The sequence below is a fragment of the Dictyobacter alpinus genome (assembly GCF_003967575.1).
Classification (GTDB): Bacteria; Chloroflexota; Ktedonobacteria; order Ktedonobacterales; family Ktedonobacteraceae; genus Dictyobacter; species Dictyobacter alpinus.
Map to the genome: position 1 here is coordinate 5,044,444 of NZ_BIFT01000001.1, position 20,232 is coordinate 5,064,675.

Here is a 20,232-nt window from a genome sequence, read left to right on the forward strand (position 1 = left end):
TCTTTTAGCGTGTATAGCGCATTACTGTATAGAAAGAGATGCTTGCTCTAGAAGTATAATCGAAGAGAAGCTGAAAATAGATCGTTCATTTGGACGATGTGCAAACATAGCCGTGTATGATATGATAAGTTCAGGAACATAGGATGTGCCATTTCTGCATCAAGAGGCGTGTAATAAAGGGTATTTGTATTTTTCAGTATGGAAGGATGATGCTTGATGAAAATAAAGATCAGTGTGCCAGCGGTTCTGAATCCCCAGCACAGCGGGATGTTTCGGATTGATCAGCAGGAGAGCGCGTCCACTGAGAGTGTGCGCTGGCAGAATGTGGTATCGGTCAGTGGTCTGGTGGGAGGAGACTATCTTGCGGACCTGGAGCCGGGCTTCTATCAGAAGAGTATTGGGGATGAGGGTGGCCTGCCAACTTTTTCTACGACCTTTGAGATTACGTCCGAGGGCAACTATGTGGATGCCGAGGGCAACATCTTTCAGGTTGATGAAGAAGGCAATATCAGCGAGTAGCGCGCCGGGTAGGAATTGATCATGCTGGTAGAAGCGGATTCCCTTTATGAACCGTGCTAAAAGCAAGAAATATGTTTGCTATAGTTAGGAGCAAAAAAAAGATGACAAATCAAGGGAATCCACAGCAGCAAGGTTTTGTTGAAGATTCATTGCATGGTGCACGTCAGCAGCTTGAAGGCCATATTGGAGATGTGATCGATCAGTACGCTGGTCGCGTACCTGGTGGTGACCGCTTTACTCCTGAAGCTAAAAAAGCCGTTGGCGGCATTTTGGATGGTTTGCAGAAACAACTTGAGGCCGAGGCGAACAATCGTCTGGGCGGCGGTGGAACTTCAACGCCAGCCACGGGTACTGGTAATCAGCAACCGGATCAGGGCGGACTCCTCTAACTCGCGTGTGGGCCGCTCCTCAAGGTGGCCCATTCTCCTCTTTTGTGTTTCCTCTATCAAATTCCCCTTTATCCCCGCCTCGCTAAACTTGTAGCTTTCCCTCCATTTTTGTAACATAGTTGCGCATCAGTCGTATACATCATGATGGTATTCCAATTTTCATAAAATATTGCCTTATTGATGGTTTTGATAGCTTATGGAGGACCCTTATGTCGCAGCAGCAATCTCAATTTACTGAGGATGGACCACCTGAACGTCGGTATGGTTCTCAATATAATGCAACTCCTATTCAGCGTGAGACAAATCTTGATCCACGTGAGCAGCCGGGATACGTTGACGACTATCAATATGGTCCGTATGCCCAGGGCGAGAAGTTGCGCCCCGCGTCCACGGCCCGGTCTCGACGGCGCCGGCCGCGATTCTGGTTCGCTATCGTATTTTGCGTTATTTTAATTGTCGGCATGTGGAGCTATGCCGCTAGCTCGGCTCGAATCGGTAGTTTCGGCAAGCCTCATCTAGCATCTTACGCTTCGGTACAGGAATATAAGGGTTCGACCCTGGACCTGCAAGCCTCCAGTGCGGATATCCACGTTCACTTTGGGACCAGCGACAATGTGCGTGTTTCCACCAACAACGGGGATGGGTTTAAAGGCGAATCGGATGGTCAAACGATTCATCTTGAACAACAAGACGGGGGAAAGGGCCCATTTAGCTTTACTAACAATGATCTTGATATAACTGTTCCAGCCAAGATGAATCTGAACCTTGAGACCAAAAGTGGGAATATCGAGATTGATAATGTTGACGGAAAAATAAATGCCACGGCCGCGAGCGGGGATATAAAGATTAACCAGGCCAGGATCGCCGATGGCTCTAATTTGAAGACTGAGAGTGGCAATATTGATTTTACTGGTAATCTAGATGCCAGTAGTCATTATACATTTGAGGCGAATAGCGGTGATATTAAAGTAAACTTGCCTGCCTCTAATCCTGCAAAAGTGACAACCAATACTCAGAATGGTGATGTCCATAATCCCGGTGCTGGAACTACCACTGCTTCGTCGCCGGACCTTCACATTAACACAAATAGTGGTGACATCAGTGTTGAGTATCAAGATTAAGTGATGGCGGCCCCGGTAGGGTCGCCATCGGGTATCTGTCCAGGCGTGATGTTTTTGGTGCTTTAAAAATGTGGGTGGTTATTTCTGTGTGGTAAGACGCCCAGGGTGTAGGAGGCTGTGTTGTTGCGTGGGTTGGTGTCACCAGGACTGGTGACCAGCGCCTGCAGGGTGAGGTCCGGTACGGCCGACTGATTTAGGCGAGCAGAAAAGGTAAAGCGCTCAAGACTCTGACCCGCGCGCAGGGGTAGAGGACCAACATAGTAGGCTCTAATGCTGGTGGGCATGCGATTACTGATGAAACTGGCGTGCCAGAACTTCGTGTTCACGAAGTGCAGGTCGTTCAGTCCTGAGGCTAACTTGAGCACGATCGTGATCGGCATAGGACCCGTGAGTTGATCGCCATGATTACTGACGACGACGCTGAAATCCAGGCTATCATCGACATGCACTGCCTGGAATGTCTGTGGTACCACCCAATGAATGGTCAGGTCCGCGGGCAAGATATGCCCTCTGGTGGATATTCCGGGCTGGGCCGAGGTACTGCCTACCAGGACATAGGTGAGCATGATACTGAAGAGCAGTGCCCATAGTACATGTGCAAAGCCCTTGCTGGTGTGTGTGTTCACCATGTGGGTAGAGAAAAAGTTTTTCACCTGTATACTCCTTTCAAATGCGAGGAGAGAAGTGCCCACGTACAAAAATGCAAGTGCCGACTTGAATCTTTTACACGGCCTTCTCTCCTGTTGCCTGACACGATGATCACTTCTCTTTATACCAGAGGCAAGTGCTATTTGTACATGCATCATTCGTCAATATAATATAGATACGTAGATGTAGGGTAGCATGTCTTTTTCTCAGTTGCTCGTAGCCGTATGTATAAGCCGACTTTTATATTTCTTGCCAATCTTTCAACAACAAACAACTACCAGCAAAGGACGCACCATATGAACCTGGAAAGCCTGCTCCTCGCCGGAATTGGCGGCTTCACACTTATGGTCGCTATCTATGAACTCATTACCGCCAATGTTCCCGGTTCGCCCGCCAGTCGTGGTATCAGTGGCTATGGCTGGACCTCCAACCGTCTGCTGGTCCGGCTCAGTAGTGCCGCTGGCCTGATCGTCATACTCGGCCTGACTGTGCTCCTACGACCATTTGCTCCAATCGACCTGATTATCGCCGCCATCAGTGTCCTCTGTGGCATCTTCATCATTGTCATGGACATGCGCCACCGTACCAACCCCAAAGCATAATAGATGCCATGTTTTTTCCAGTTGTGTGCCTTTCAGCGTGCGTATGTCGCTGCAAGCAATGAATGCTACCCTGGAAGAAAAGAAAGAAGGCGATCCTCTGAGGATCGCCTTCCATGAACATGAAGTTGTAAGCAGCGCTATGGTATAGGGGTCGCATGCAGGATAGCCTGGTCAAGTTGCCGCCAGAACATGGCATTGGTACGCCGTGGGCGCTTCTGCGTGCCTGTGGTAATAGGTTTACAGCCGAAGCGCTCGGCCGTCATCGTAACCTGCTGCTTGTTCTGTTGAAATACCAGCCGATAGGTTAATCCTATCTCTAGCGTACAAAATGCGTTCGCGGGTAATACTGGCAAGACTTGAATCAGCCTGTAAAGACTTTTGACCTGTGCCTGATCGGCCAAGACGAGTTTGGGCCGAGCTATATGGGCATCAATGCTGATAATACTGATCTGGACCTGATCGGGGGAGAATACTGGTTGTATGGCAGCCTGGCTGCTATAGCTACTCAGACACAACATGACGCCCGCGAGCAGCGCACCAAGTACAAATCTACGACACATTTTTTTCACGGTTACATCCTCACTTTCCACTTATGCCACCAAAAAGTCATCAAATTTCAATTTTACTGAAAGTCAGATAACATATATTATGACGATTAATCATCGCACGTATTAAACACAGAATAAATAGATTAATATCTCGATTACGCTCAAAGCCGTAGCAGCAGGGCTTGCCCCTGCGACCAGTCCAACGTAAGAAACGTCCCTTAAACACGTGACCTTGAGGCTGACGGATCCAAGCGTGTTCAGCCTCAAGGTCACGTGTTTAAGCGGAAGATCATGTATCAACGCTTTGTTTCCACTTGCAACCTATCTTATAGAAAGCCTTCTCTGCTTGAGTACCTCAGGTGCGAAACTTGTAGCTAGAGAGCAGGGAATTTTAACACTAAAAATAGGATTTTGAACCTGCATGCTTATTTATTTACAATAGATTCTGATATGATCGATACAGTAAAAAGAGATAATTTATAAAAGAAGCAAGCTAAGTACCTGCGACCCGTGTTTTACATATGATGTGTCTGAATTCTATTGAGACAAATGGAAATCTTCTTGCCCTCTGACACTTTATAAGCTTATAATAGATCAATCATGCTGAGAAAGGGGGCAGAAGGTGATGGCAAATCAAACGCATATCGCTGTTCTAAAAAGAGGTATTGCATTCTGGAATCATTGGCGTCAGGAGCATCCTGAGATTCAGCCTGACTTAAGTCAGTCAAACTTTAGTCGGATGAATTTGCGTGGCATTAACTTGAGTCGGGCGAACCTGCGTTTCGTAAATTTTACGGGTAGCGACCTGCAAAAAGCGGATTTTCGGAACGCAAATTTGAGCGTCGCAGTACTGGTTTCTGCTAATCTAAGTACGGCGAATTTGAGTGCCGCTGATCTTACCGGGGCGGATGCTAGTGATGCTCTGGTACGTGATGCAGACCTCACCAATGCAAACTTGAAGATTGCTAGATTTAGTGGTGCCGATCTTCGTGGTAGCAATCTGACAGGCGCTAACCTGGATGGTACGATCCTGACCAACGCCAAACGGCGTAAGGGATTTTTAGATATGTTTAGCGGAGAATGATCAGGTGTAGATTTTCCCGTTGTTGGACTTATTTACTTTGTTTTCGTTTTCTATCATAAAAATGCATTATTTGTTGTTTTCCTGACAGCGAATGGAGTGTAAGATTCTTCATGCATCTTACACTCCAGATTGAATATTTATTTGGCAGGAGCGGCTAAATAGGATTCGATTACTTTTTTGAAGTTTGCCTGAGACTCGCCCATATGTTCTAGCATTGGTTCCAGGGACACTTCATTTTTGATGGGACTTTTCGGATCCATCTCGAAGTCATCGGTCCAGGTCATCAGGGTACCACCTTCAGCTGGCTCATAGCGCCAGGTCAGATGATGAAAGACATATGGAAACGATGGGGCTTCACGGCGTGACATCGCCACGCGATCCTTGTAGTCCAGGATACGCCAGGCTTGCCAGGTATGGCCTTCTTTGTTGGTGAGCTCAAAGACTAGTTTGGCAAAGCGGCCATCCCGCTCGAAGGAAACAACACGGGCCGCGGACATATTGGTGTAGAGCTCGGTCCAGCGGGGAATATCGTTAGTAAATTCAAAGACCTGATCAGGATCCGCCTTGACGAAAATAGAGCGTGAGGCACGAGGCATCTGTGTTTGTCCTTTCTATTTCTTCTTTCAACAAAATGACTTAAGCGACCATTTCTTTGCTACTGACGATCGCCTCGGTCAGATCACCGATGGTTGCGCACTGACGGATGACGCTATCGGGTAATAGCACCCCAAATTTCTTTTCTAGTTTTACTCCCAGTTCAACGCGCTCCAGTGAATCCATGTCCAGGTCTTCCTCCAGGTTGGTTTCCTGGGAGAAGGGGATATCCATGCTGACATGGTCCTGTACCATCGTTTCGATTTCGGTGCCAATGGCTTCTCGTGTGATGTTGTTGCTCATAGTACTCAATGCTCCTTTTGTGTAATTGCTAAAAATAAGCTATGGTTTGCGAGATTATTTGTGTGCCTGTGACCAATCCTTCAGGACAAGGGAGGCGTTGGTGCCGCCCATGCCGCGTGCGTTGATCAGACAGGCGTGTAGATTTTCGACGGGCTGGGTGGTCGTCACATGGTTGAGCTCGCATTCAGGGGCCACGTGTTCCAGGTTGATGGCACCAGGAATGGTCTGGTGCTCCATGGCCTGAATGGCGATGGCCATGTCGAGTGCGGTTGCGGCCCCAAAGGCATTGCCAAAGGCGGACTTGGGGGTGGCGACCGGGACCCGCCGGGCGGTCTCTGCAAAGGCCAGATTGACTGCCCGTGTCTCTGAGATGTCTTCTGTCGGTACCGCTGATCCGGCGGCGAATATACAGTCGATCTCTTCCACAGACATATCGGACTTCTTCAATGCTTGCGTCATGGCGGCGGCGTAGCGCTGTCCATCGGGCGCGGGTTGGACCGCGTCGTAGCCGTCGGCGTTGGTGGCCCAGCTACTTATCTCCGCCAGGATGGGTGCTCCACGAGCAATGGCATCTTCGACGCGTTCCATGATGAAGAAGGCTGCTCCGTCGGCTGCGACCAGACCGTTGTGCTCGGCATCAAATGGACGATAGGCGCTCAGTTTCTGGGACTCGGTTCGCTTCGACATCAGGCCGGAGGTTTCGTAGCATAGGGCCGCGTAATACGAGAAGGGGGCCTCACTGCCACCCGCGATCATGATGTCGCTTTTGCCACGGCGCAAGCAATCGGCCGCGTGAATAATGGCCATGGCCGCGCTGGCCCGGTCACTCAAGAAGGTGCGACCAATGCCTCTGAGACCAAATTGAATCGACATATTTCCCTGGACCGCCGCGGGAAACCACGCGGTGGCCATATACGGGCTGACCTCCCGGGGGCCCTGCTGCCAGAGATGATAGAGTTCCCGTTCAGCGAACTGCCAGCCACCCAGGTTATTGCCAACGCAGACCCCAACGCGATGGCTATCCTGTTCCTGCTGACTCCAGCGTGGTTTGCCGTTCTCTAGCAGCAGGCCGGCCTGCTTTAAGGCTATCTGTGTGGTGACCAGCGCATAGGTCGAGAATGGATCTATTTTGCGCGCTACGCGTGGACTTAAGTAATTCGTGGCGCGAAAATCGTTAAGTTGCCCACCAACCTGACAATCCAGTGCGGAGGCGTCAAAGGCGGTAAGTGGCGTAATGCCACTCTCACCAGCCACAAGGTTTTCCCATAGCAGGTCAGTGCCCACACCATAGGGAGACAGGACACCCATACCGGTAATAACTATTTTTCCTATCATTGTTCTGTGTGATTGCCTCTCTACATCAATTAGGATTCGATCACCATGGCTGCATGCAAGCCAGAAAAACCGCTGGCGGTAGTGAGTAGCCGTTGGTAGTTGTAATCACGACCGCAGTTGGCGACATAATCCAGATCGCAGCGAGGATCAGGATTTACCAGGTTGATGGTTGGATGGATGCTCTGCGCTTGTATGCTCATGGCGCAGGCGATAATCTCGACGGCGCTTGCGGCGGCCAGTGCATGGCCAATCATCGATTTAGTAGAGTTGACCGGGATCTCGTGGGCGCGCGCTCCCAGGGATTGCTTGAGCGCCAGGGTCTCATAATAATCGTTCTGCGGGGTTGAGGTACCGTGGGCATTGACGAAATCAATATCCGCTGGCTCCTTGTGCGCATTGACCAGGGCTTGCTCGATCGCGCGAGCCAGGTCTTTGCCCTCCGGAGACATATCGGTCATATGCATTGCGTGTTCCGCGACCGCGCAACCGGTGATCTCTGCGTAAATCGGAGCCTGGCGTGCCAGGGCATGTTCACGTTCCTCCAGCACCACAATGCCCGCTCCCTCGGAGAGCACAAAGCCGTTACGGTCCTGGTTGAAGGGGCGTGATGCCGAACTTGGATTGGTGTGATGGGATAAACAATTGATAATATCGAAGGCAGCGATAGTGATGGGCGTAATTGGGGCCTCACTCGCGCCTGCTAGCATCAGATCGTGATCGCCATACGCGATGCTCTCATACGCGTAGCTGATAGCATCGAGCCCACCGATACAACCTGTCGAAACGGTTGAGCACTCACCCTGCACACCATATAAGGCCCCTACAGCCAGAGCCGCCGAATTACCCATGGCCGCCGAATATAAATATGGCGACACCTTCGAGGCATCCAACTGCTCCTTCCCATAGTTCGTGGCCAACGCGAAATCTCGATCAAGTGTTTGCGTCCCACAAATGGCCGTAGCGAGAGTAATTCCCATGCGAGACGCATCCCAGGAATCCTGGTGGAGACGTGAGTCGTGAAATGCCTGATGCGCCGCTGCAAAGGCAAATTGGATAAATCGATCGGCTTTATGGTATGCCGAAGGAACATGATGTACTTCTGGATCGAAGCCAGGGGCTTCGCAGACTACCTGTGCGCCAAACTCATGATGTCCAAATAACGTGCAACACGAGACATCATTCAGGTTAACCGCACCAGATCGTCCTTGCATGAGATTTTCCCAGAAGGCATCTTTGCCAATTCCTGCCGGCGAAACTACTCCTAAGCCTGTAATAACAACTCTACGCATTCTGCCCTTTCCGTGCAATCACGTTGATGCATATTCCGCTCAATCGTGTCAGGGAGCCTATCCGCATGTTAGCGGCATTCACGATTGCATTGCAATAGCATAGTATATTACTTGTCTTTCGTTCTGAAAATGCCGTATTGCTTTTTACATTTTTTCTCGCATTTAGAGAACACAATACTTATTATATTCTATATGCTTCAACATGTTGAAGAGAAAGTACTCTATTATTGGAAAACTTTTCATGATTTGCCTGGATATTCATCTATTCTGTATACGAAATTACATAATAACGTCGTCGAAATGCCTGATTGGGCAGGTTGCTTGCCAGGGTAGAAGTAAAGATTTTTGTACTTTGATGGCCTTTTTTTCTGATCTATTGTCAATGAAACTTATTTATGTTTACAATAATAGCAAGCATGCAATACGTTGAAACAATCAGAGTAGGAATTGTATTGAGTTAGAACAACATTGTATTAACGGAAATTTGGTATTCATGGAAGTAGCCATTAACACTTTTATAGATGAAGCACAACAAGATATTTTTCACCAGTTTGATTTAGGCGGTGTTTTTCCTGGTCATGAGATTATGGTGAATATTTCATCATCTATTATTTCGTTAGTTAGCAAAGAGCGTCGGCAAGAGGGCTATGTGTTGTCCCAGCGTGTTCTCACTGAGACTGAGATGCGTGTCCTGCTTCCATTACTGACGCTGCCCCATTGTTGTCCTCATGAGATCTTGCAGGCCAGTTATCATTGTCCCTTTGATAAGCTTGTGCAGGCGCTTTTCTCCCATGACGTTACCGCCCGTGTCCAATGGAATCAGCAGGTCCATATGTATCGTGAGCGCCTCTTCCTGGCGCACCAGCAAGGCACGAAACGCGCCGAGATGCGTGGTGTCTATAATGCTCTTTTCGGCCTGCGCCAGAAGCTCGAACAAATGGGTATCAGCATTCGCGCCCGTCGTGATGGCTACTACCTCTATCCGCTCAAGAAAAATCTTTGATGTAACGGCAGGGCTTGCCCCTGCAGCCTGTTCACGTATGAAATGTTCCTCAAACACGTAGCTGACAGATCCAGGTGCGCCCAGCCTCTAACGCGTCCCTGGTCGTACGTTGGACTGATCGCAGGGACGAGCCCTGCCGTTACGTTGTATTATGCTTGCTCCTGTTATTGTGAATGTGATAGCGCGGCTTTGATGTATCAGTACAATGAAGAGAGAATACATATATAAGCGTGTATCATCACAATTAGCAAGAGGTTATTATGGAAAAGCATGAATTTGACTCTACCCTTCTCTCTACATTGGCTGCTAGTAATGTGTCCCGGCGTGGAATGATTGCAGGCGTTGCTGGCATCGTGCTGGCGGGTGGCGCCCTGCCGTTTTTGTTCAGTGAACAGGCTCTGGCGGCCATTCATCCGCGTAATACTAGCGCGGGCGCCGTCTCGTGGGGCTCAAATCGGCTGGACATCTTTGGGCTGGGGACCGATAATGCGATGTATCATAAGGCCTGGAATGGTTCCCAGTGGTCGCCCTCACCAACTGACTGGGAGGGCCTTGGTGGTGTCTTCAACAGTATTCCTGGCACGGCCGCCTGGGGCTCAAATCGGTTGGACATCTTTGGGTTGGGCACCGACAACGGCATGTACCATAAATCCTGGAACGGTTCCCGCTGGTCGAGTGGCTGGGAGAGCCTGGGCGGCGTCTTTACCAGTCCTCCATCGGTAGTTTCATTGGGCTCAAATCAACTGGACATCTTTGGGCTGGGGAGCGATAGAGGGATGTACCACAAGTCGTGGAACGGCTACTGGAATCCTTCGATCAAGGGCTGGGAGAGCCTGGGCGGCGTCTTTAACAGTCCACCCAGCGTCGTTTCCTGGGGCTCAAACCGTGTAGATGTCTTTGGCTTAGGCACCGATAACGCCATGTACCATCGGTCGCGGGCCGGCAATCGTTGGTCCGGTGGCTGGGAGAACCTGGGCGGCGTCTTTAATAGTAAACCCAGCGCGGTCGCCTGGGGACCAGATCGTCTGGATGTCTTTGGCTTAGGCACCGATAACGGTATGTACCATAAGGCCTGGAACGGTTCGCGCTGGTCCGGTGGCTGGGAGAACCTGGGCGGCGTCTTCAATAGTCCCCCGAGTGCGGTTGCCTGGGGCTCCAACCGGCTGGACATCTTTGGGTTGGGCACCGACAATGCGATGTACCATAAGGCCTGGAACGGTTCGCGCTGGTCGAGTGGTTGGGAGAACCTGGGTGGCATCTTCAATAGCCCACCCAGAGTTGTTTCCTGGGGATCCAACCGGCTAGACATCTTTGGGCTGGGCACCGACAACGCCATGTACCATAAATCCTGGAACGGTTCGCGCTGGTCGAGTGGTTGGGAGAACCTGGGTGGCGTCTTCAACTCCTTCTAGCATCCACATTTGTCCGGAGAAACGAAGCGCACGCTTCGTTTCTCCCCTCAGTATGCACAAGCCGCCTGCCTCGTGACGTTGTTTGGTTTAATCCCTGGACATGGGTACGGTATGGTTTTTTGCCAGGGGGAGCGTGAACCAGAAGGTTGCGCCCTGGCCAGCTATACTTTCTACGCCGACCTGGCCGCCCTGGCGTTCGATGAGTTGTTTGCTGATATGGAGACCTAGCCCCAGGCCAATGCTGGAGCCACTTTTTACGATTGTGCCGGGTACCTGGTAGAAACGTTCCCAGATGTGTTGCTGCTGCTCCAGGGTCAGACCCGGCCCCCGGTCGCTTACCGTGACGAGGGCGTTACTTCCTTCGACTCTGAGCGAGACTTCCACCGGCTGACTGACGTCCGAATATTTGAGGGCATTGGTGAGATAGTTAATGATAACCTGCTCTACGCGTCCGGTGTCGGCGAAGATTGGCAGTTCCAGGATGGTGGTGAACAGGTTGATCTGATGTTTTGGTGTGAGGAGGCGTTGATTGGCTACCACCTCCTGCACGATTTGAACCATATCACACATCTTCATCTGCAACTCCAGGCGGTCCGCCAGGATGCGCGAGATGTCGAGCAGATCATTGACCAGCCGATTCTGCATGTCCAACTGTCTCAGGGCCCGCTCAAGAGGTGTTAAGACCATCTCTAGTGGTTCCGCTCCATCGTCGGTGCGGGCCGCTGTCTGAGCGCGCAGGCGCTGTAATTTGCGGTCAGCCAGTTGTAGATTGGCTTTTATCGATGTGAGCGGCGTCTTGAGCTCGTGGCTCACAATTCCCAGGAACGCATCCATCTGGCGAGCCGCTTCCTGGGCCGCCAGTTCGCGGGCGTGCGCCTCCTCGTGTGCGAGGAAGAAGCGTTCGCGCTCAATCAGCAGGGCGGCTAGATTTCCCATGGCCGCGGCCCGCATAATTTCTTCCTGAGAAAAGCTCTGCATGTGCTCGACTGCGTACAGGGTGATGACGCCAATCAGTGTTCTATCCAGGCGCATTGGTACTAAAAGGGTTTCAGAAAGATCACTACGTGGTCGGCGCTCCCGATACGGGGGCTGGCTTACGTCCAGGGCGATAACTTCTCCGGCCCGCAGACGAGTTGTCACAGAGATGTCCGCGTAACGCTGTGAGAGCTGTTGCCCACGGGCATTTTCCTTGAGACGCTGGTCGGTCTCCTGGTCAAAGCCGCTGGTGATCAGTTTGTCGATGACTTCAGTACCGGGCACCAGTGTTTTCATCAGCGCGCCCGTACAGTTAAAGGTGTGGCAAATCACATCAAGCAGGCGCTGGGCGGCATGCTCCCACATCTGTCCCGCGGCGTGCTCCTGTGTCTTTTCTGGACCTGAGACCAGCGCCTGTGCGACGGAGATCAAGGCTTGCAGGGCTTCTTCTGTCTGGTGATGTGCTGTTTGCAGGGCGGTGATATCATGGCTGATCGCCAGGATTGAAGTAAGGTGATGCATGGTGTCCTCTTCAGGCACCAGCAGGGATAGATAATATTTGCCCCGTATCTCATTGGTGGTGCGTGCGGGTTGACCCGTCTTGACGACCTGCGTGAGTATCTGGTCGAACAATCTACAGAGCTCTTCTGGTAGGCCCAGTTCCCAGGATGTTTTTCCGATAAAGGCTTCTACTGGAATGTCCAGCGCAGCTTCGATGGCCGGATTGGCATAGAGGTAGCGAAATGTTTTGGCATCTTGGCGTGTAATAATGTCGGGGGCATGTTCGGCCAATGTCTGGAAGGCGCTCAGTGCGTGTGTGCGATCCTGCTGCGCCTGCCAGAGGGCGGTCTCATCCATCGAGACTCCCACCAGCCGTAGTGGTGTGCCGTGTTCATCACGGATCACATTGCCGCGTGTACTGATCCAGCGTAGTGTTTGATCTGGCTTGATGATACGGTAGGTCAGATCATAGGGCATATCTCCGGCCAGTACTCCCCGCAACGCTTCTGCGATGGCTACGCGGTCATTCGCATAAATATGGTATGCTTTGCCATCGATATTCTCATTAGTATGGGGGACCGTCTTGTCGAGGAGCATATCCAGGTAGTCCTCTGGTTGGCAGGCTGTGTCTAACAGGCTAATGTCCCAGGTGTGCATACGCGCCGCATCCAGGACAAGGTGCAGGCGCGCTTGCTGCTCGCGCAGCAAGCAATTTGAGTGTTCCAGCTCTATCCGATTGGCTTCTACCTGGCGACGGAGCAGCCCCTTTTCGATGGCGCCATAGAGGGCAACGCGCAATGTTTCGGGTGTGAGGCCATCTTTCGTAATATAATCTACCGCACCTCTGCGCAGGGTCTCAATCACAAGCTCTTCGTTTTTGCTTCCAGTGAGTACCACAACTGGGATCAAGGCATTGGCCGGATCGTGCTGGAGTCGTTCTAAAAATACACTTCCATCCATATCCGGTAGATAATAATCAAGCAGGATGACATCGGGTGGTGTCTCATGATACATGCGTATCCCCTCGCGCCCTCGATTTACCTCGATCAGTGTATAGGTTTGACTGGGATCGTTAGTGAGATAGCGACGAATGAGGGCACAGTCTTCAGGGCTATCCTCTATCAGTAATACTGTACGTGTGCGGACCATTGTTCGCATGATATGACCTCACTTTCCCTACTCAGGCAATTGGACGGTCTCAAACCAGTACTGAAGAAGGCTTCTGAGGGCTGCCGCGTAGTGGTCCAGGTTGACTGGCTTTAAGAGATATCCACTGGCTCCCTCTGCATAGCAATAATTTATCTCTCTGGTACTGGATGAGGTGGTGATGACGACCACCGGAATACTCTTCAGACATGGATCACTTTTAATACGTGAGAGGACGAGTCGCCCATCCATGCCGATCAGGTTGAGATCGAGCAGGATCAACGCTGGACGTGTACTTGCGCCGGGTGCGGCGAAGTTATTGCGTTGATAGAGAAAGTCCAGTACCTCTTCCCCTCTATAACACCGGAACAGATTACAGGGTATGGCGCATTTCTTACAGAGACGGGTTAAGGTAACGTAGTCTTCCTCACTGTCTTCGACCACGAGAATTGTGTATTTATCCAGCCGCTGGTTCATGTTCGCCTACCTTTTGTTGCAAGGTAAAATAGAAGGTGGTTCCTTGGCCTTCTGCGGATTCCAGCCAGATGGTGCCTCCATGCCGCTCTATGATCTTTTTGACTATGGTCAGACCTACTCCAGTGCCGCCGCCGTATTCACTACGGGCGTGCAAGCGCTTAAACATCCGAAAAATGATTTCATGATATTCCTGTGGAATACCGATGCCGTTATCGCTAACATAGAAGATCTGCTCAACATGTCCTGCCAGCAAAGGCAGGACACCAATTTCAACGCGTTTATAGACTTTGTCATTGTATTTCATGGCATTGCTCAAGAGATTATAAAATATTTCCCCGATTGAGACGCGATCACAGGCGATAATCGGCAGTGGTCTGGGAATAAGCACCTGTGTGTGTGTTTCTTCGAGGCGCAGATGTAGCATTTCCAGTGTCTGATGTACGATTTCATTGGGATCATTCATCTCCAGGATCAGGTTTGTGCATCCCAATCGTGAATAATGGAGTAATGAGTTAATCAGGTCCTCCATGCGTTGGGTCAACAGGATCAGCGTTTGCAGTTTGGCAATGCCTTCCTCATCCAATGTGGATCCCTGTGGATAATCCTCAATCAGGAAATGGGCGTAGTTGTGGATACCGCGTAGCGGCTCCTTCAGGTCATGTGAAGCGATATCAGCGAAGATGTCCAGCTGGGCATTGCTTTGCTCAAGTTCGGTATTGAGGCGTGCTAGCTCTTCGGCTCGGTGAATCACGACCCGTAGTAATGCGTTACGAAAGTCCTTGGCTACCACCTCTTCCGTATGTTTCCAGCGTGGGGAGGTGCCCTCCACCAGCTGTTTCCAGCACGCGAACGAGGCGCGTGGTGAGAGATGGATCTCCTGGTCGATAACCTCAACTGGTTTATCGGGATTGCCGGCCCACTCGATTGACCTGATCACTTCAGCTCGGAACCAGATAATGGCCCGTTGCCATGTCTTTGAAAGGGTGAGGGCCAGGATTCCACTGGCCTCTTCGCGCCACTGGATCGCCTCAGGATAGTGGTGAGCCAGGGCGTTGGTGGCGAAAATGTCGCATTCGGGCTGTGTCCTGATCCAATCCAGGATGCTCTTGATGGCGGCCCTTGACGGGGTCTCGCCCAGGATCGTGATGTCATCTCCAATATGGAGCGCGACGCCCGTTGCCGGGATGAGATCGAGGATTGTGGGGGTGTGTGCGGTCAAACTCTGGCCTAGATCCTCCTCGCAGGAAAAGAATTCGATCAGCTGGCCCCGGATGTGTTGCATCTGCGCGATGGCGTTAGCCTCTTCCTGTGCTTCGATGGTTGGCAGTTGCAGCGACATAGTGCGTCCAAGGATTTCACAGGCGCTTCTGATCCCATAGGGGACGAGGCGTGATGTTGTATGATGGCAGGCGATCAAGCCCCACAGTTCGTTATCGCGTACAATTGAGATCGACATCGAGGCCTGGACCCCCATGTTTCTCAGGTAGGTCACATGGATCGGAGAGACACTGCGTAGTACGCTATAGCTCATGTCGAGCATCTGACCGGTGAGCGGGTTGAGCGCGGGTATAATCGTGGCCGGTCGATAGTCTATATCAGCGATCAGGCGCAGCCAGTTCAGTTTGTAGAGGCGGCGTGCCTGGACTGGAATATCCGAGGCTGGATAATGCAGGTGCAGATAGGGTTCCAGATCCTCACGTTTGTCCTCAGCGATCACGACGCCATGACCATCATCCTCAAAGCGATAGACCATCACTCGATCAAAACCGGTCAGGTGGCGCACCTGTTGCGCGATCATCTGACTATAGCTCGAGACCGTTGAGGCTTGATGCAACATTGTGAAGGCAGACTGAATGGAGCGATAAATCTCAAAGGTATCTGGTTGCTGCTGCAGAACCTGTCCCGGAGTCGTTGTCGCCTCCAGTTCCAGGATTAACAGACCATCAATGCGATGCGCGATACCGTCAAAAGAGCGTTCTTGCCCCTTTATCTGCATCGTAAACAGGCACAGCGGGTTCTTCTCTAGCGAGGCCTGCGCGAGAGCTTTCTGGAAGCAGGCAAATTGATCCGCATCCAGTAAACGGGTTAGCGGAGCATGAAGCAGCGACTCAGGTGGAATGCCCAACATTGCCTGAGTTGTTGTGCTCACCTGAACAATCGTGAAATCCGGCTCACGCAAAGCCAGCAGTACCCCATAAGGCTGGATACTGCCGGGAATCTGGATCGGCTCTTTATCGCACTGGGTGAGGTCGGCCACTGAAAACGTACGCTGCTCTTGCATATTTATATTTCCTTATTGTTAAAATATCCTCCTCTATAATATCCATATAGCATAGTTAACATTGATTAACCTATACGCATAGAGTATAGCGATTCCAGGGGACAACAAGCAAGCTGAGAAATAACGGTGCTGATGAGAAAAAAAGGCCAGGATCTCAGGAAAATGGTTTGCAAAATACACACTTTTCGTGTAAAATGCTGTATGTATTTATATTTTAGGATATATAGTATTTTGAGCGACAGTATATCCAGGGACTGAAACAGTTGTAAGGAGGGATCCCCTTTTGATCTGGCAACGTCTTTCTCCGATCTGGAGAACTTGTATAGAGGATGCCTGGGAGGCTTATGCCCATAATTCTCTGCCTCATGGGGCGGTGATTACGGATGCGGAGGGTACTATTGTGGCGCATGGTCGTAATCGGATTCGTGAGCAGATTGGTGAGGGTCGACAGATAGCGGGCAATCGGATCGCGCATGCGGAACTGAATGCTTTGCTGGTACTGGATTGGCAGGCGGTCAATGTCTATGGCTGCAAGCTCTACTCGCTGATCGAGCCGTGTCCGATGTGTATTGGCGCGGTCCGTATGGCGCATATGCAGGAGGTCAGCTACGCGGTCCGTGATGGTGGCGCGGGTGGCACGACCTTGATTGATAAAACGCCGTTCTTTAATGATGGTCATATCCATATCACGGAGCCACAGGATGCCGAGCTCGAAACTGTCCTGCTGGGACTCCAGGTCGAGGCGACTCTGAGCCAGAAGCATCCTAATCCCGAGGCCTGGATCGACCTGCTTACCAGCAAACTGCCCATCGGGAAGACCCTCGGCTATGCCCTCTATGAAAGCGGACTGGTTCCTCAGTGGTCCAGAGAAGGCAAAGATGCTGGTTTTATGGTTGATCAGATCCATGAGCAGTTGCTACGCCTGAAATAATATTCTCTCTTTCTGGTAATGCGCGGCTGTCATGAGTGACCCCGAATTTTAAGAATGGGTGCTCTCTTTTCCTCAATGCGCCTGAGAAGCGGGGTTGCAAGGGCCAGCCACCCCCTTGCCGGGGTTCGAGGGGTGTCCCTTCATCCCCCGCGCGCCGCCGCAGGCGGCGCGCAAAAAGGGAAAAGGGGTTTTTCGGGGGACACCCCCGCACCCCCGACAGGGCGCTCCGCCCCTGCACCCCGGTTTTGGACTTTTGTTCCAAAATTTCGGGATGACTCATGGTGTGTTCCTTACACAAACGTTTAGATGCATACTCAGGAGATACTATGGAACAACAACTGAGGCTCGCTGCCACGAGTGGCAATGCACAGATCGATGCTATTTTGACTGGCACCATTGGACTGCTGGAAACGGCCCTGCCAGAGCGGATCAGGGCCTATTATCTGCATGGGAGCTTCTTTGATCATACGGGTATTGCGACCAGCGATATTGACCTTTTCCTGGTCGCCAATGGGAGCTTCACGGCCGCTGAGCGCGCTATTATCCAGCGCATCATGCATTACTGCTCCTTGTTCAGCCCCTTTATGGCCGAGCTTAACGCCCTGGATGAAGGGCCGCTCCTCGCCAACGGCCACTATCGCATCCAGGCTGCCAGTAACCTGCTCTGGGGACGAGATATCCGTGAGCAATTGCCGCTACAGAGCATGGAACAATACCTGCATCTGTATGCCCATTTTCCCTATATCTATATCGCCAACATGCTCCGCCAGCTCGAAAATATTGTTCCGCCCTTGACCTATCCTGATGCGGACGGAGAATTCTATGGCTATGATCAGCCGCTGATGCCGCCCCAGAACGAGCCACGGCGCAATATCAAGAAGTTTGTTACCAGCGTTTGTTGGAGCGCCACCGTGCTGCTCGCCTGGCAAGCGGGCCAGACCGTGCCTGGCAAACAAGCCAGTGTCCACATGTACCGCGCCCATATCAACGACGAATGGACCCAATTCATCGAGGATGTCTATACCTGGGGCAACCAGCGCTGGCACTACCTTATTCCCGAAGCGCTGGCTGAACGCCAGCGCTTACGTAGCCTCTGTCAGCAAGCCCTCGCCTTCGAGCAGCACTACATACAGCACTATCGCAACTACCTCCACCAACAACTGGACACCAACGGACCCGATGCCCAACTCGCCCAGAAACGCCTACATGGGTGGAAATAGGAAGCTGTCCTTATATTGGGCCAGGACTGCGCGCCGGCTACCGGCTGGATAGTCGCGTTCATGTGGGGCCAGACTATGTTCGCAGCGGGCACCATAGGCCATGGTACTGGTGATGGTGGCTGCAAGCGTTTGCCGTTCGTCCTTTGTAAACGCGGAGCCACGTGCCGCCTCATAGTCCGCGATAAAGGCCAGGGACTCCTCACGTGTCGGTGCTTCAGCGATTCCTGGCATAAATGGAATATAGGTAAAGGTCGCGGCGGCATGCGCGACCAGGGCCGGTTCTTTATCCAGCACCAGGCTATCCCAGTCGTAGATGATATGGGCCTGCTGACCCAGGTAGCGGATATGTTTGGTGCTCCAATCGATATGGCCGAGTATCAGTTGACCGGCTCCGGTTTCCAGATTCTTTCTGGCCTGGCGATAGAGGTCGTCGATCCATTCGGCTCCCTCTGTGGTGGCTTCGAAATCAAAGATATTGCTATGAGGCTTACCCCAGAGAGTGCCAGGCGGCAAACGAAAATCGAAATGCCCTACATCTATATCTGGAATCCGCTCCGGCTGGCGTAACAGTTGTAGCTGCCAGGCAAGCAACTCGGCCATCTTCTGGCGCCACAGTGGCTCATGGGCATCATGATACTCGCCGCGATTATCAAACTCCTCGACCATGGCTATCCCGTCCAGCAGGCGCGCCGGCCCATAGACAGGGCGTGTGCAGGGATAGCCCTCAGCCAGGAGATAGTGCTGGACACGTACCACATCCTGCAAATGTGCCATCGAGGCCGTTGGGCCCAGCAGTTTCAACACGATGCGTGCGCCATCCCTCAACTGGAGCCCACACACCACGCCAATACTGACTGCATAGAACAGCGTATCCGCGATCCCGCTCCCCAATTCGCGTACACAAAACTCTTCGATCTGTGCCGTCACCGCCACCGGATCAGCGGTCCGAAAAATCTGTTGCAATGGATAGGGATTATGCCAGCGCTCTAGCTCATCCTTGATGAGTTGTGGGAGATACATTAAGCAATCTATCCTTTCTCTTGTAAATCTCATTCGGTTCTCCGTCCTTCAGGGGGAACCGATGAGCTTGATAGAGCCAATGCCTGCCTTTGGAATAAAATGTGAATGGAGATGATGCTTGTACAGCGTGGTTGTTATCCAAGCACACATTATTCTTCAAACTCGCGTGCCAATATATCCATGTAAATCACATCTATGTACTTTCCGTCTTTGAATACCCACTCGCGCCGTCGTCCTATTTCTCGTAAACCCGCCTTTTTGAAAGAAGCGATGCCCGCATCATTGTCAGCATGGACGGAAAGCATAATGTTGTGAAGATTCATTGTGTTGAATCCATAGCCAAGTAGTAACCGAATGGCTTCAGTACCATAACCTTTGCCTTGCTCCTCCTCGCCGATAAAAATGCCAATGAAAGCATTACGGTTGAGGTGGTTGATGTTCTGTAGGCTGATGCTACCAATCAATACGTCACCGTCAAGGAGCACTATAGCATAACGCTGTACCCCATCTGCAGGCTCAAAAAGCCATTTCAAATCATTTTTCGATGCTACTACCGATGAATACTGAGCGTATGTTTTGGCTACTGCCTTATCGTTTAGCCATTTTATGTAATTCTCTGCATCATCGGTATTTATAGGTGAGAGATATAAACGATTACCAGTAATTTTTTTATAATATTTCATTGGCTCAACCTCCTCAAAAAATACATTTTCTATGCTCACCTTGTCGCCCAAAGGCGAACAAATTATAATTCGCATATTTTATTCTTGACCAAGTCAACGAATGATAAGCTTTTTTCTTCCTCCCTTTATCTCATTTCACCTGCAAGGACAG

The 20,232-nt window shown here is 51.3% G+C and carries 20 protein-coding genes; 9 read left to right on the forward strand and 11 right to left on the reverse strand.

Features of this window, described 5'->3' with window-relative positions; translation table 11 throughout:
* The first annotated feature begins 216 nt into the window (after positions 1–216).
* The 3 genes from EL633_RS19780 (at position 217) to EL633_RS19790 (ending at position 2,029) form a co-directional block, all read left to right on the forward strand.
* Complete coding sequence (locus EL633_RS19780) at positions 217–519, forward strand: hypothetical protein (protein ID WP_126628839.1); 303 nt, start codon at positions 217–219, stop codon at positions 517–519.
* A gap of 101 nt (positions 520–620) precedes the next feature.
* Positions 621–908: a hypothetical protein gene (locus EL633_RS19785; RefSeq protein WP_126628840.1), complete on the forward strand. Its 288-nt coding sequence runs from the start codon at positions 621–623 to the stop codon at positions 906–908.
* A gap of 209 nt (positions 909–1,117) precedes the next feature.
* On the forward strand, positions 1,118–2,029 hold the full coding sequence (locus tag EL633_RS19790) for a DUF4097 family beta strand repeat-containing protein (RefSeq protein WP_126628841.1): 912 nt from the start codon (positions 1,118–1,120) through the stop codon (positions 2,027–2,029).
* 62 nt (positions 2,030–2,091) lie between these two features.
* On the opposite strand, the gene EL633_RS19795 is transcribed toward EL633_RS19790, so the two are convergent.
* Positions 2,092–2,682, reverse strand: coding sequence for a hypothetical protein (locus EL633_RS19795; protein ID WP_126628842.1), 591 nt, complete (start codon positions 2,680–2,682; stop codon positions 2,092–2,094).
* 291 nt (positions 2,683–2,973) lie between these two features.
* Here EL633_RS19795 and EL633_RS19800 point away from each other — a divergent pair, with 291 nt between their 5' ends.
* Positions 2,974–3,279 (forward strand): hypothetical protein, encoded by a 306-nt coding sequence (locus EL633_RS19800; RefSeq protein ID WP_126628843.1) that lies wholly within the window; start codon positions 2,974–2,976, stop codon positions 3,277–3,279.
* A 137-nt stretch (positions 3,280–3,416) separates the two neighbouring features.
* Here the strand turns inward: EL633_RS19800 and EL633_RS19805 are convergent, their stop codons facing one another.
* Positions 3,417–3,848: a hypothetical protein gene (locus EL633_RS19805; RefSeq protein ID WP_126628844.1), complete on the reverse strand. Its 432-nt coding sequence runs from the start codon at positions 3,846–3,848 to the stop codon at positions 3,417–3,419.
* A gap of 604 nt (positions 3,849–4,452) precedes the next feature.
* Here EL633_RS19805 and EL633_RS19810 point away from each other — a divergent pair.
* Positions 4,453–4,911, forward strand: a complete 459-nt coding sequence (locus EL633_RS19810) for a pentapeptide repeat-containing protein (protein ID WP_126628845.1) — start codon at positions 4,453–4,455, stop codon at positions 4,909–4,911.
* 137 nt (positions 4,912–5,048) lie between these two features.
* Here EL633_RS19810 and EL633_RS19815 read toward each other — a convergent pair whose 3' ends face one another.
* Genes EL633_RS19815 through EL633_RS19830 form a run of 4 tightly spaced genes read right to left on the reverse strand, consistent with a single transcriptional unit; the run spans position 5,049 to position 8,432 of the window.
* Positions 5,049–5,507 carry an SRPBCC family protein gene (locus tag EL633_RS19815; protein WP_126628846.1) on the reverse strand — a complete coding sequence of 153 codons (459 nt, stop codon included), beginning with the start codon at positions 5,505–5,507 and terminating at the stop codon, positions 5,049–5,051.
* Between the two features lie 40 nt (positions 5,508–5,547).
* Entirely contained in the window at positions 5,548–5,808 is a 261-nt protein-coding gene (locus tag EL633_RS19820) for an acyl carrier protein (protein WP_126628847.1), read from the reverse strand.
* Between the two features lie 54 nt (positions 5,809–5,862).
* The gene (locus EL633_RS19825; protein WP_126628848.1) at positions 5,863–7,143 is read right to left on the reverse strand and encodes a beta-ketoacyl-[acyl-carrier-protein] synthase family protein; all 1,281 of its coding nucleotides are present in this window, start codon (positions 7,141–7,143) and stop codon (positions 5,863–5,865) included.
* Positions 7,144–7,172: 29 nt separating this feature from the next.
* The gene (locus tag EL633_RS19830) at positions 7,173–8,432 is read right to left on the reverse strand and encodes a beta-ketoacyl-[acyl-carrier-protein] synthase family protein (protein WP_126628849.1); all 1,260 of its coding nucleotides are present in this window, start codon (positions 8,430–8,432) and stop codon (positions 7,173–7,175) included.
* A 493-nt stretch (positions 8,433–8,925) separates the two neighbouring features.
* On the opposite strand from EL633_RS19830, the gene EL633_RS19835 reads away from it, so the two are divergent.
* Complete coding sequence (locus tag EL633_RS19835) at positions 8,926–9,435, forward strand: hypothetical protein (protein ID WP_126628850.1); 510 nt, start codon at positions 8,926–8,928, stop codon at positions 9,433–9,435.
* A 260-nt stretch (positions 9,436–9,695) separates the two neighbouring features.
* Positions 9,696–10,847, forward strand: a complete 1,152-nt coding sequence (locus EL633_RS19840; RefSeq protein ID WP_126628851.1) for a PLL family lectin — start codon at positions 9,696–9,698, stop codon at positions 10,845–10,847.
* An 87-nt stretch (positions 10,848–10,934) separates the two neighbouring features.
* Here EL633_RS19840 and EL633_RS19845 read toward each other — a convergent pair whose 3' ends face one another.
* Genes EL633_RS19845 through EL633_RS19855 form a run of 3 tightly spaced genes read right to left on the reverse strand, consistent with a single transcriptional unit; the run spans position 10,935 to position 16,227 of the window.
* Complete coding sequence (locus tag EL633_RS19845; RefSeq protein ID WP_126628852.1) at positions 10,935–13,481, reverse strand: ATP-binding protein; 2,547 nt, start codon at positions 13,479–13,481, stop codon at positions 10,935–10,937.
* 18 nt (positions 13,482–13,499) lie between these two features.
* Entirely contained in the window at positions 13,500–13,946 is a 447-nt protein-coding gene (locus EL633_RS19850) for a response regulator (RefSeq protein WP_126628853.1), read from the reverse strand.
* A complete protein-coding gene (locus EL633_RS19855; RefSeq protein WP_126628854.1) occupies positions 13,927–16,227 on the reverse strand; it encodes an ATP-binding protein in 2,301 nt (766 codons plus the stop codon). Before EL633_RS19855 ends, EL633_RS19850 begins: the two co-directional genes overlap by 20 nt.
* Before the next feature lie 283 nt (positions 16,228–16,510).
* Here EL633_RS19855 and EL633_RS19860 point away from each other — a divergent pair, with 283 nt between their 5' ends.
* Together EL633_RS19860 and EL633_RS19865 are read left to right on the forward strand one after the other, a co-directional pair.
* Positions 16,511–17,158, forward strand: a complete 648-nt coding sequence (locus EL633_RS19860) for a nucleoside deaminase (RefSeq protein WP_126628855.1) — start codon at positions 16,511–16,513, stop codon at positions 17,156–17,158.
* Between the two features lie 326 nt (positions 17,159–17,484).
* Entirely contained in the window at positions 17,485–18,378 is an 894-nt protein-coding gene (locus EL633_RS19865; protein ID WP_126628856.1) for a hypothetical protein, read from the forward strand.
* Here the strand turns inward: EL633_RS19865 and EL633_RS19870 are convergent.
* Positions 18,361–19,398, reverse strand: coding sequence for a hypothetical protein (locus tag EL633_RS19870; protein ID WP_126628857.1), 1,038 nt, complete (start codon positions 19,396–19,398; stop codon positions 18,361–18,363). The two genes, EL633_RS19865 and EL633_RS19870, sit on opposite strands and share 18 nt — an antisense overlap.
* A 149-nt stretch (positions 19,399–19,547) precedes the next feature.
* Positions 19,548–20,156, reverse strand: coding sequence for a GNAT family N-acetyltransferase (locus EL633_RS19875; protein WP_126628858.1), 609 nt, complete (start codon positions 20,154–20,156; stop codon positions 19,548–19,550).
* Positions 20,157–20,232: the final 76 nt, after the last annotated feature.

Excerpts from the sequence above, each read along its gene's own strand:
- EL633_RS19825 (WP_126628848.1), bottom strand. The coding sequence starts at position 7,143 with ATGATAGGAAAAATAGTTATTACCGGTATGGGTGTCCTGTCTCCCTAT.
- EL633_RS19780 (WP_126628839.1), top strand. The coding sequence starts at position 217 with ATGAAAATAAAGATCAGTGTGCCAGCGGTTCTGAATCCCCAGCACAGC.
- EL633_RS19815 (WP_126628846.1), bottom strand. The coding sequence starts at position 5,507 with ATGCCTCGTGCCTCACGCTCTATTTTCGTCAAGGCGGATCCTGATCAG.
- EL633_RS19835 (WP_126628850.1), top strand. The coding sequence starts at position 8,926 with ATGGAAGTAGCCATTAACACTTTTATAGATGAAGCACAACAAGATATT.
- EL633_RS19870 (WP_126628857.1), bottom strand. The coding sequence starts at position 19,398 with ATGTATCTCCCACAACTCATCAAGGATGAGCTAGAGCGCTGGCATAAT.
- EL633_RS19865 (WP_126628856.1), top strand. The coding sequence starts at position 17,485 with ATGGAACAACAACTGAGGCTCGCTGCCACGAGTGGCAATGCACAGATC.
- EL633_RS19830 (WP_126628849.1), bottom strand. The coding sequence starts at position 8,432 with ATGCGTAGAGTTGTTATTACAGGCTTAGGAGTAGTTTCGCCGGCAGGA.
- EL633_RS19840 (WP_126628851.1), top strand. The coding sequence starts at position 9,696 with ATGGAAAAGCATGAATTTGACTCTACCCTTCTCTCTACATTGGCTGCT.
- EL633_RS19875 (WP_126628858.1), bottom strand. The coding sequence starts at position 20,156 with ATGCGAATTATAATTTGTTCGCCTTTGGGCGACAAGGTGAGCATAGAA.
- EL633_RS19790 (WP_126628841.1), top strand. The coding sequence starts at position 1,118 with ATGTCGCAGCAGCAATCTCAATTTACTGAGGATGGACCACCTGAACGT.
- EL633_RS19820 (WP_126628847.1), bottom strand. The coding sequence starts at position 5,808 with ATGAGCAACAACATCACACGAGAAGCCATTGGCACCGAAATCGAAACG.
- EL633_RS19785 (WP_126628840.1), top strand. The coding sequence starts at position 621 with ATGACAAATCAAGGGAATCCACAGCAGCAAGGTTTTGTTGAAGATTCA.
- EL633_RS19850 (WP_126628853.1), bottom strand. The coding sequence starts at position 13,946 with ATGAACCAGCGGCTGGATAAATACACAATTCTCGTGGTCGAAGACAGT.
- EL633_RS19845 (WP_126628852.1), bottom strand. The coding sequence starts at position 13,481 with ATGCGAACAATGGTCCGCACACGTACAGTATTACTGATAGAGGATAGC.
- EL633_RS19800 (WP_126628843.1), top strand. The coding sequence starts at position 2,974 with ATGAACCTGGAAAGCCTGCTCCTCGCCGGAATTGGCGGCTTCACACTT.
- EL633_RS19855 (WP_126628854.1), bottom strand. The coding sequence starts at position 16,227 with ATGCAAGAGCAGCGTACGTTTTCAGTGGCCGACCTCACCCAGTGCGAT.
- EL633_RS19810 (WP_126628845.1), top strand. The coding sequence starts at position 4,453 with ATGGCAAATCAAACGCATATCGCTGTTCTAAAAAGAGGTATTGCATTC.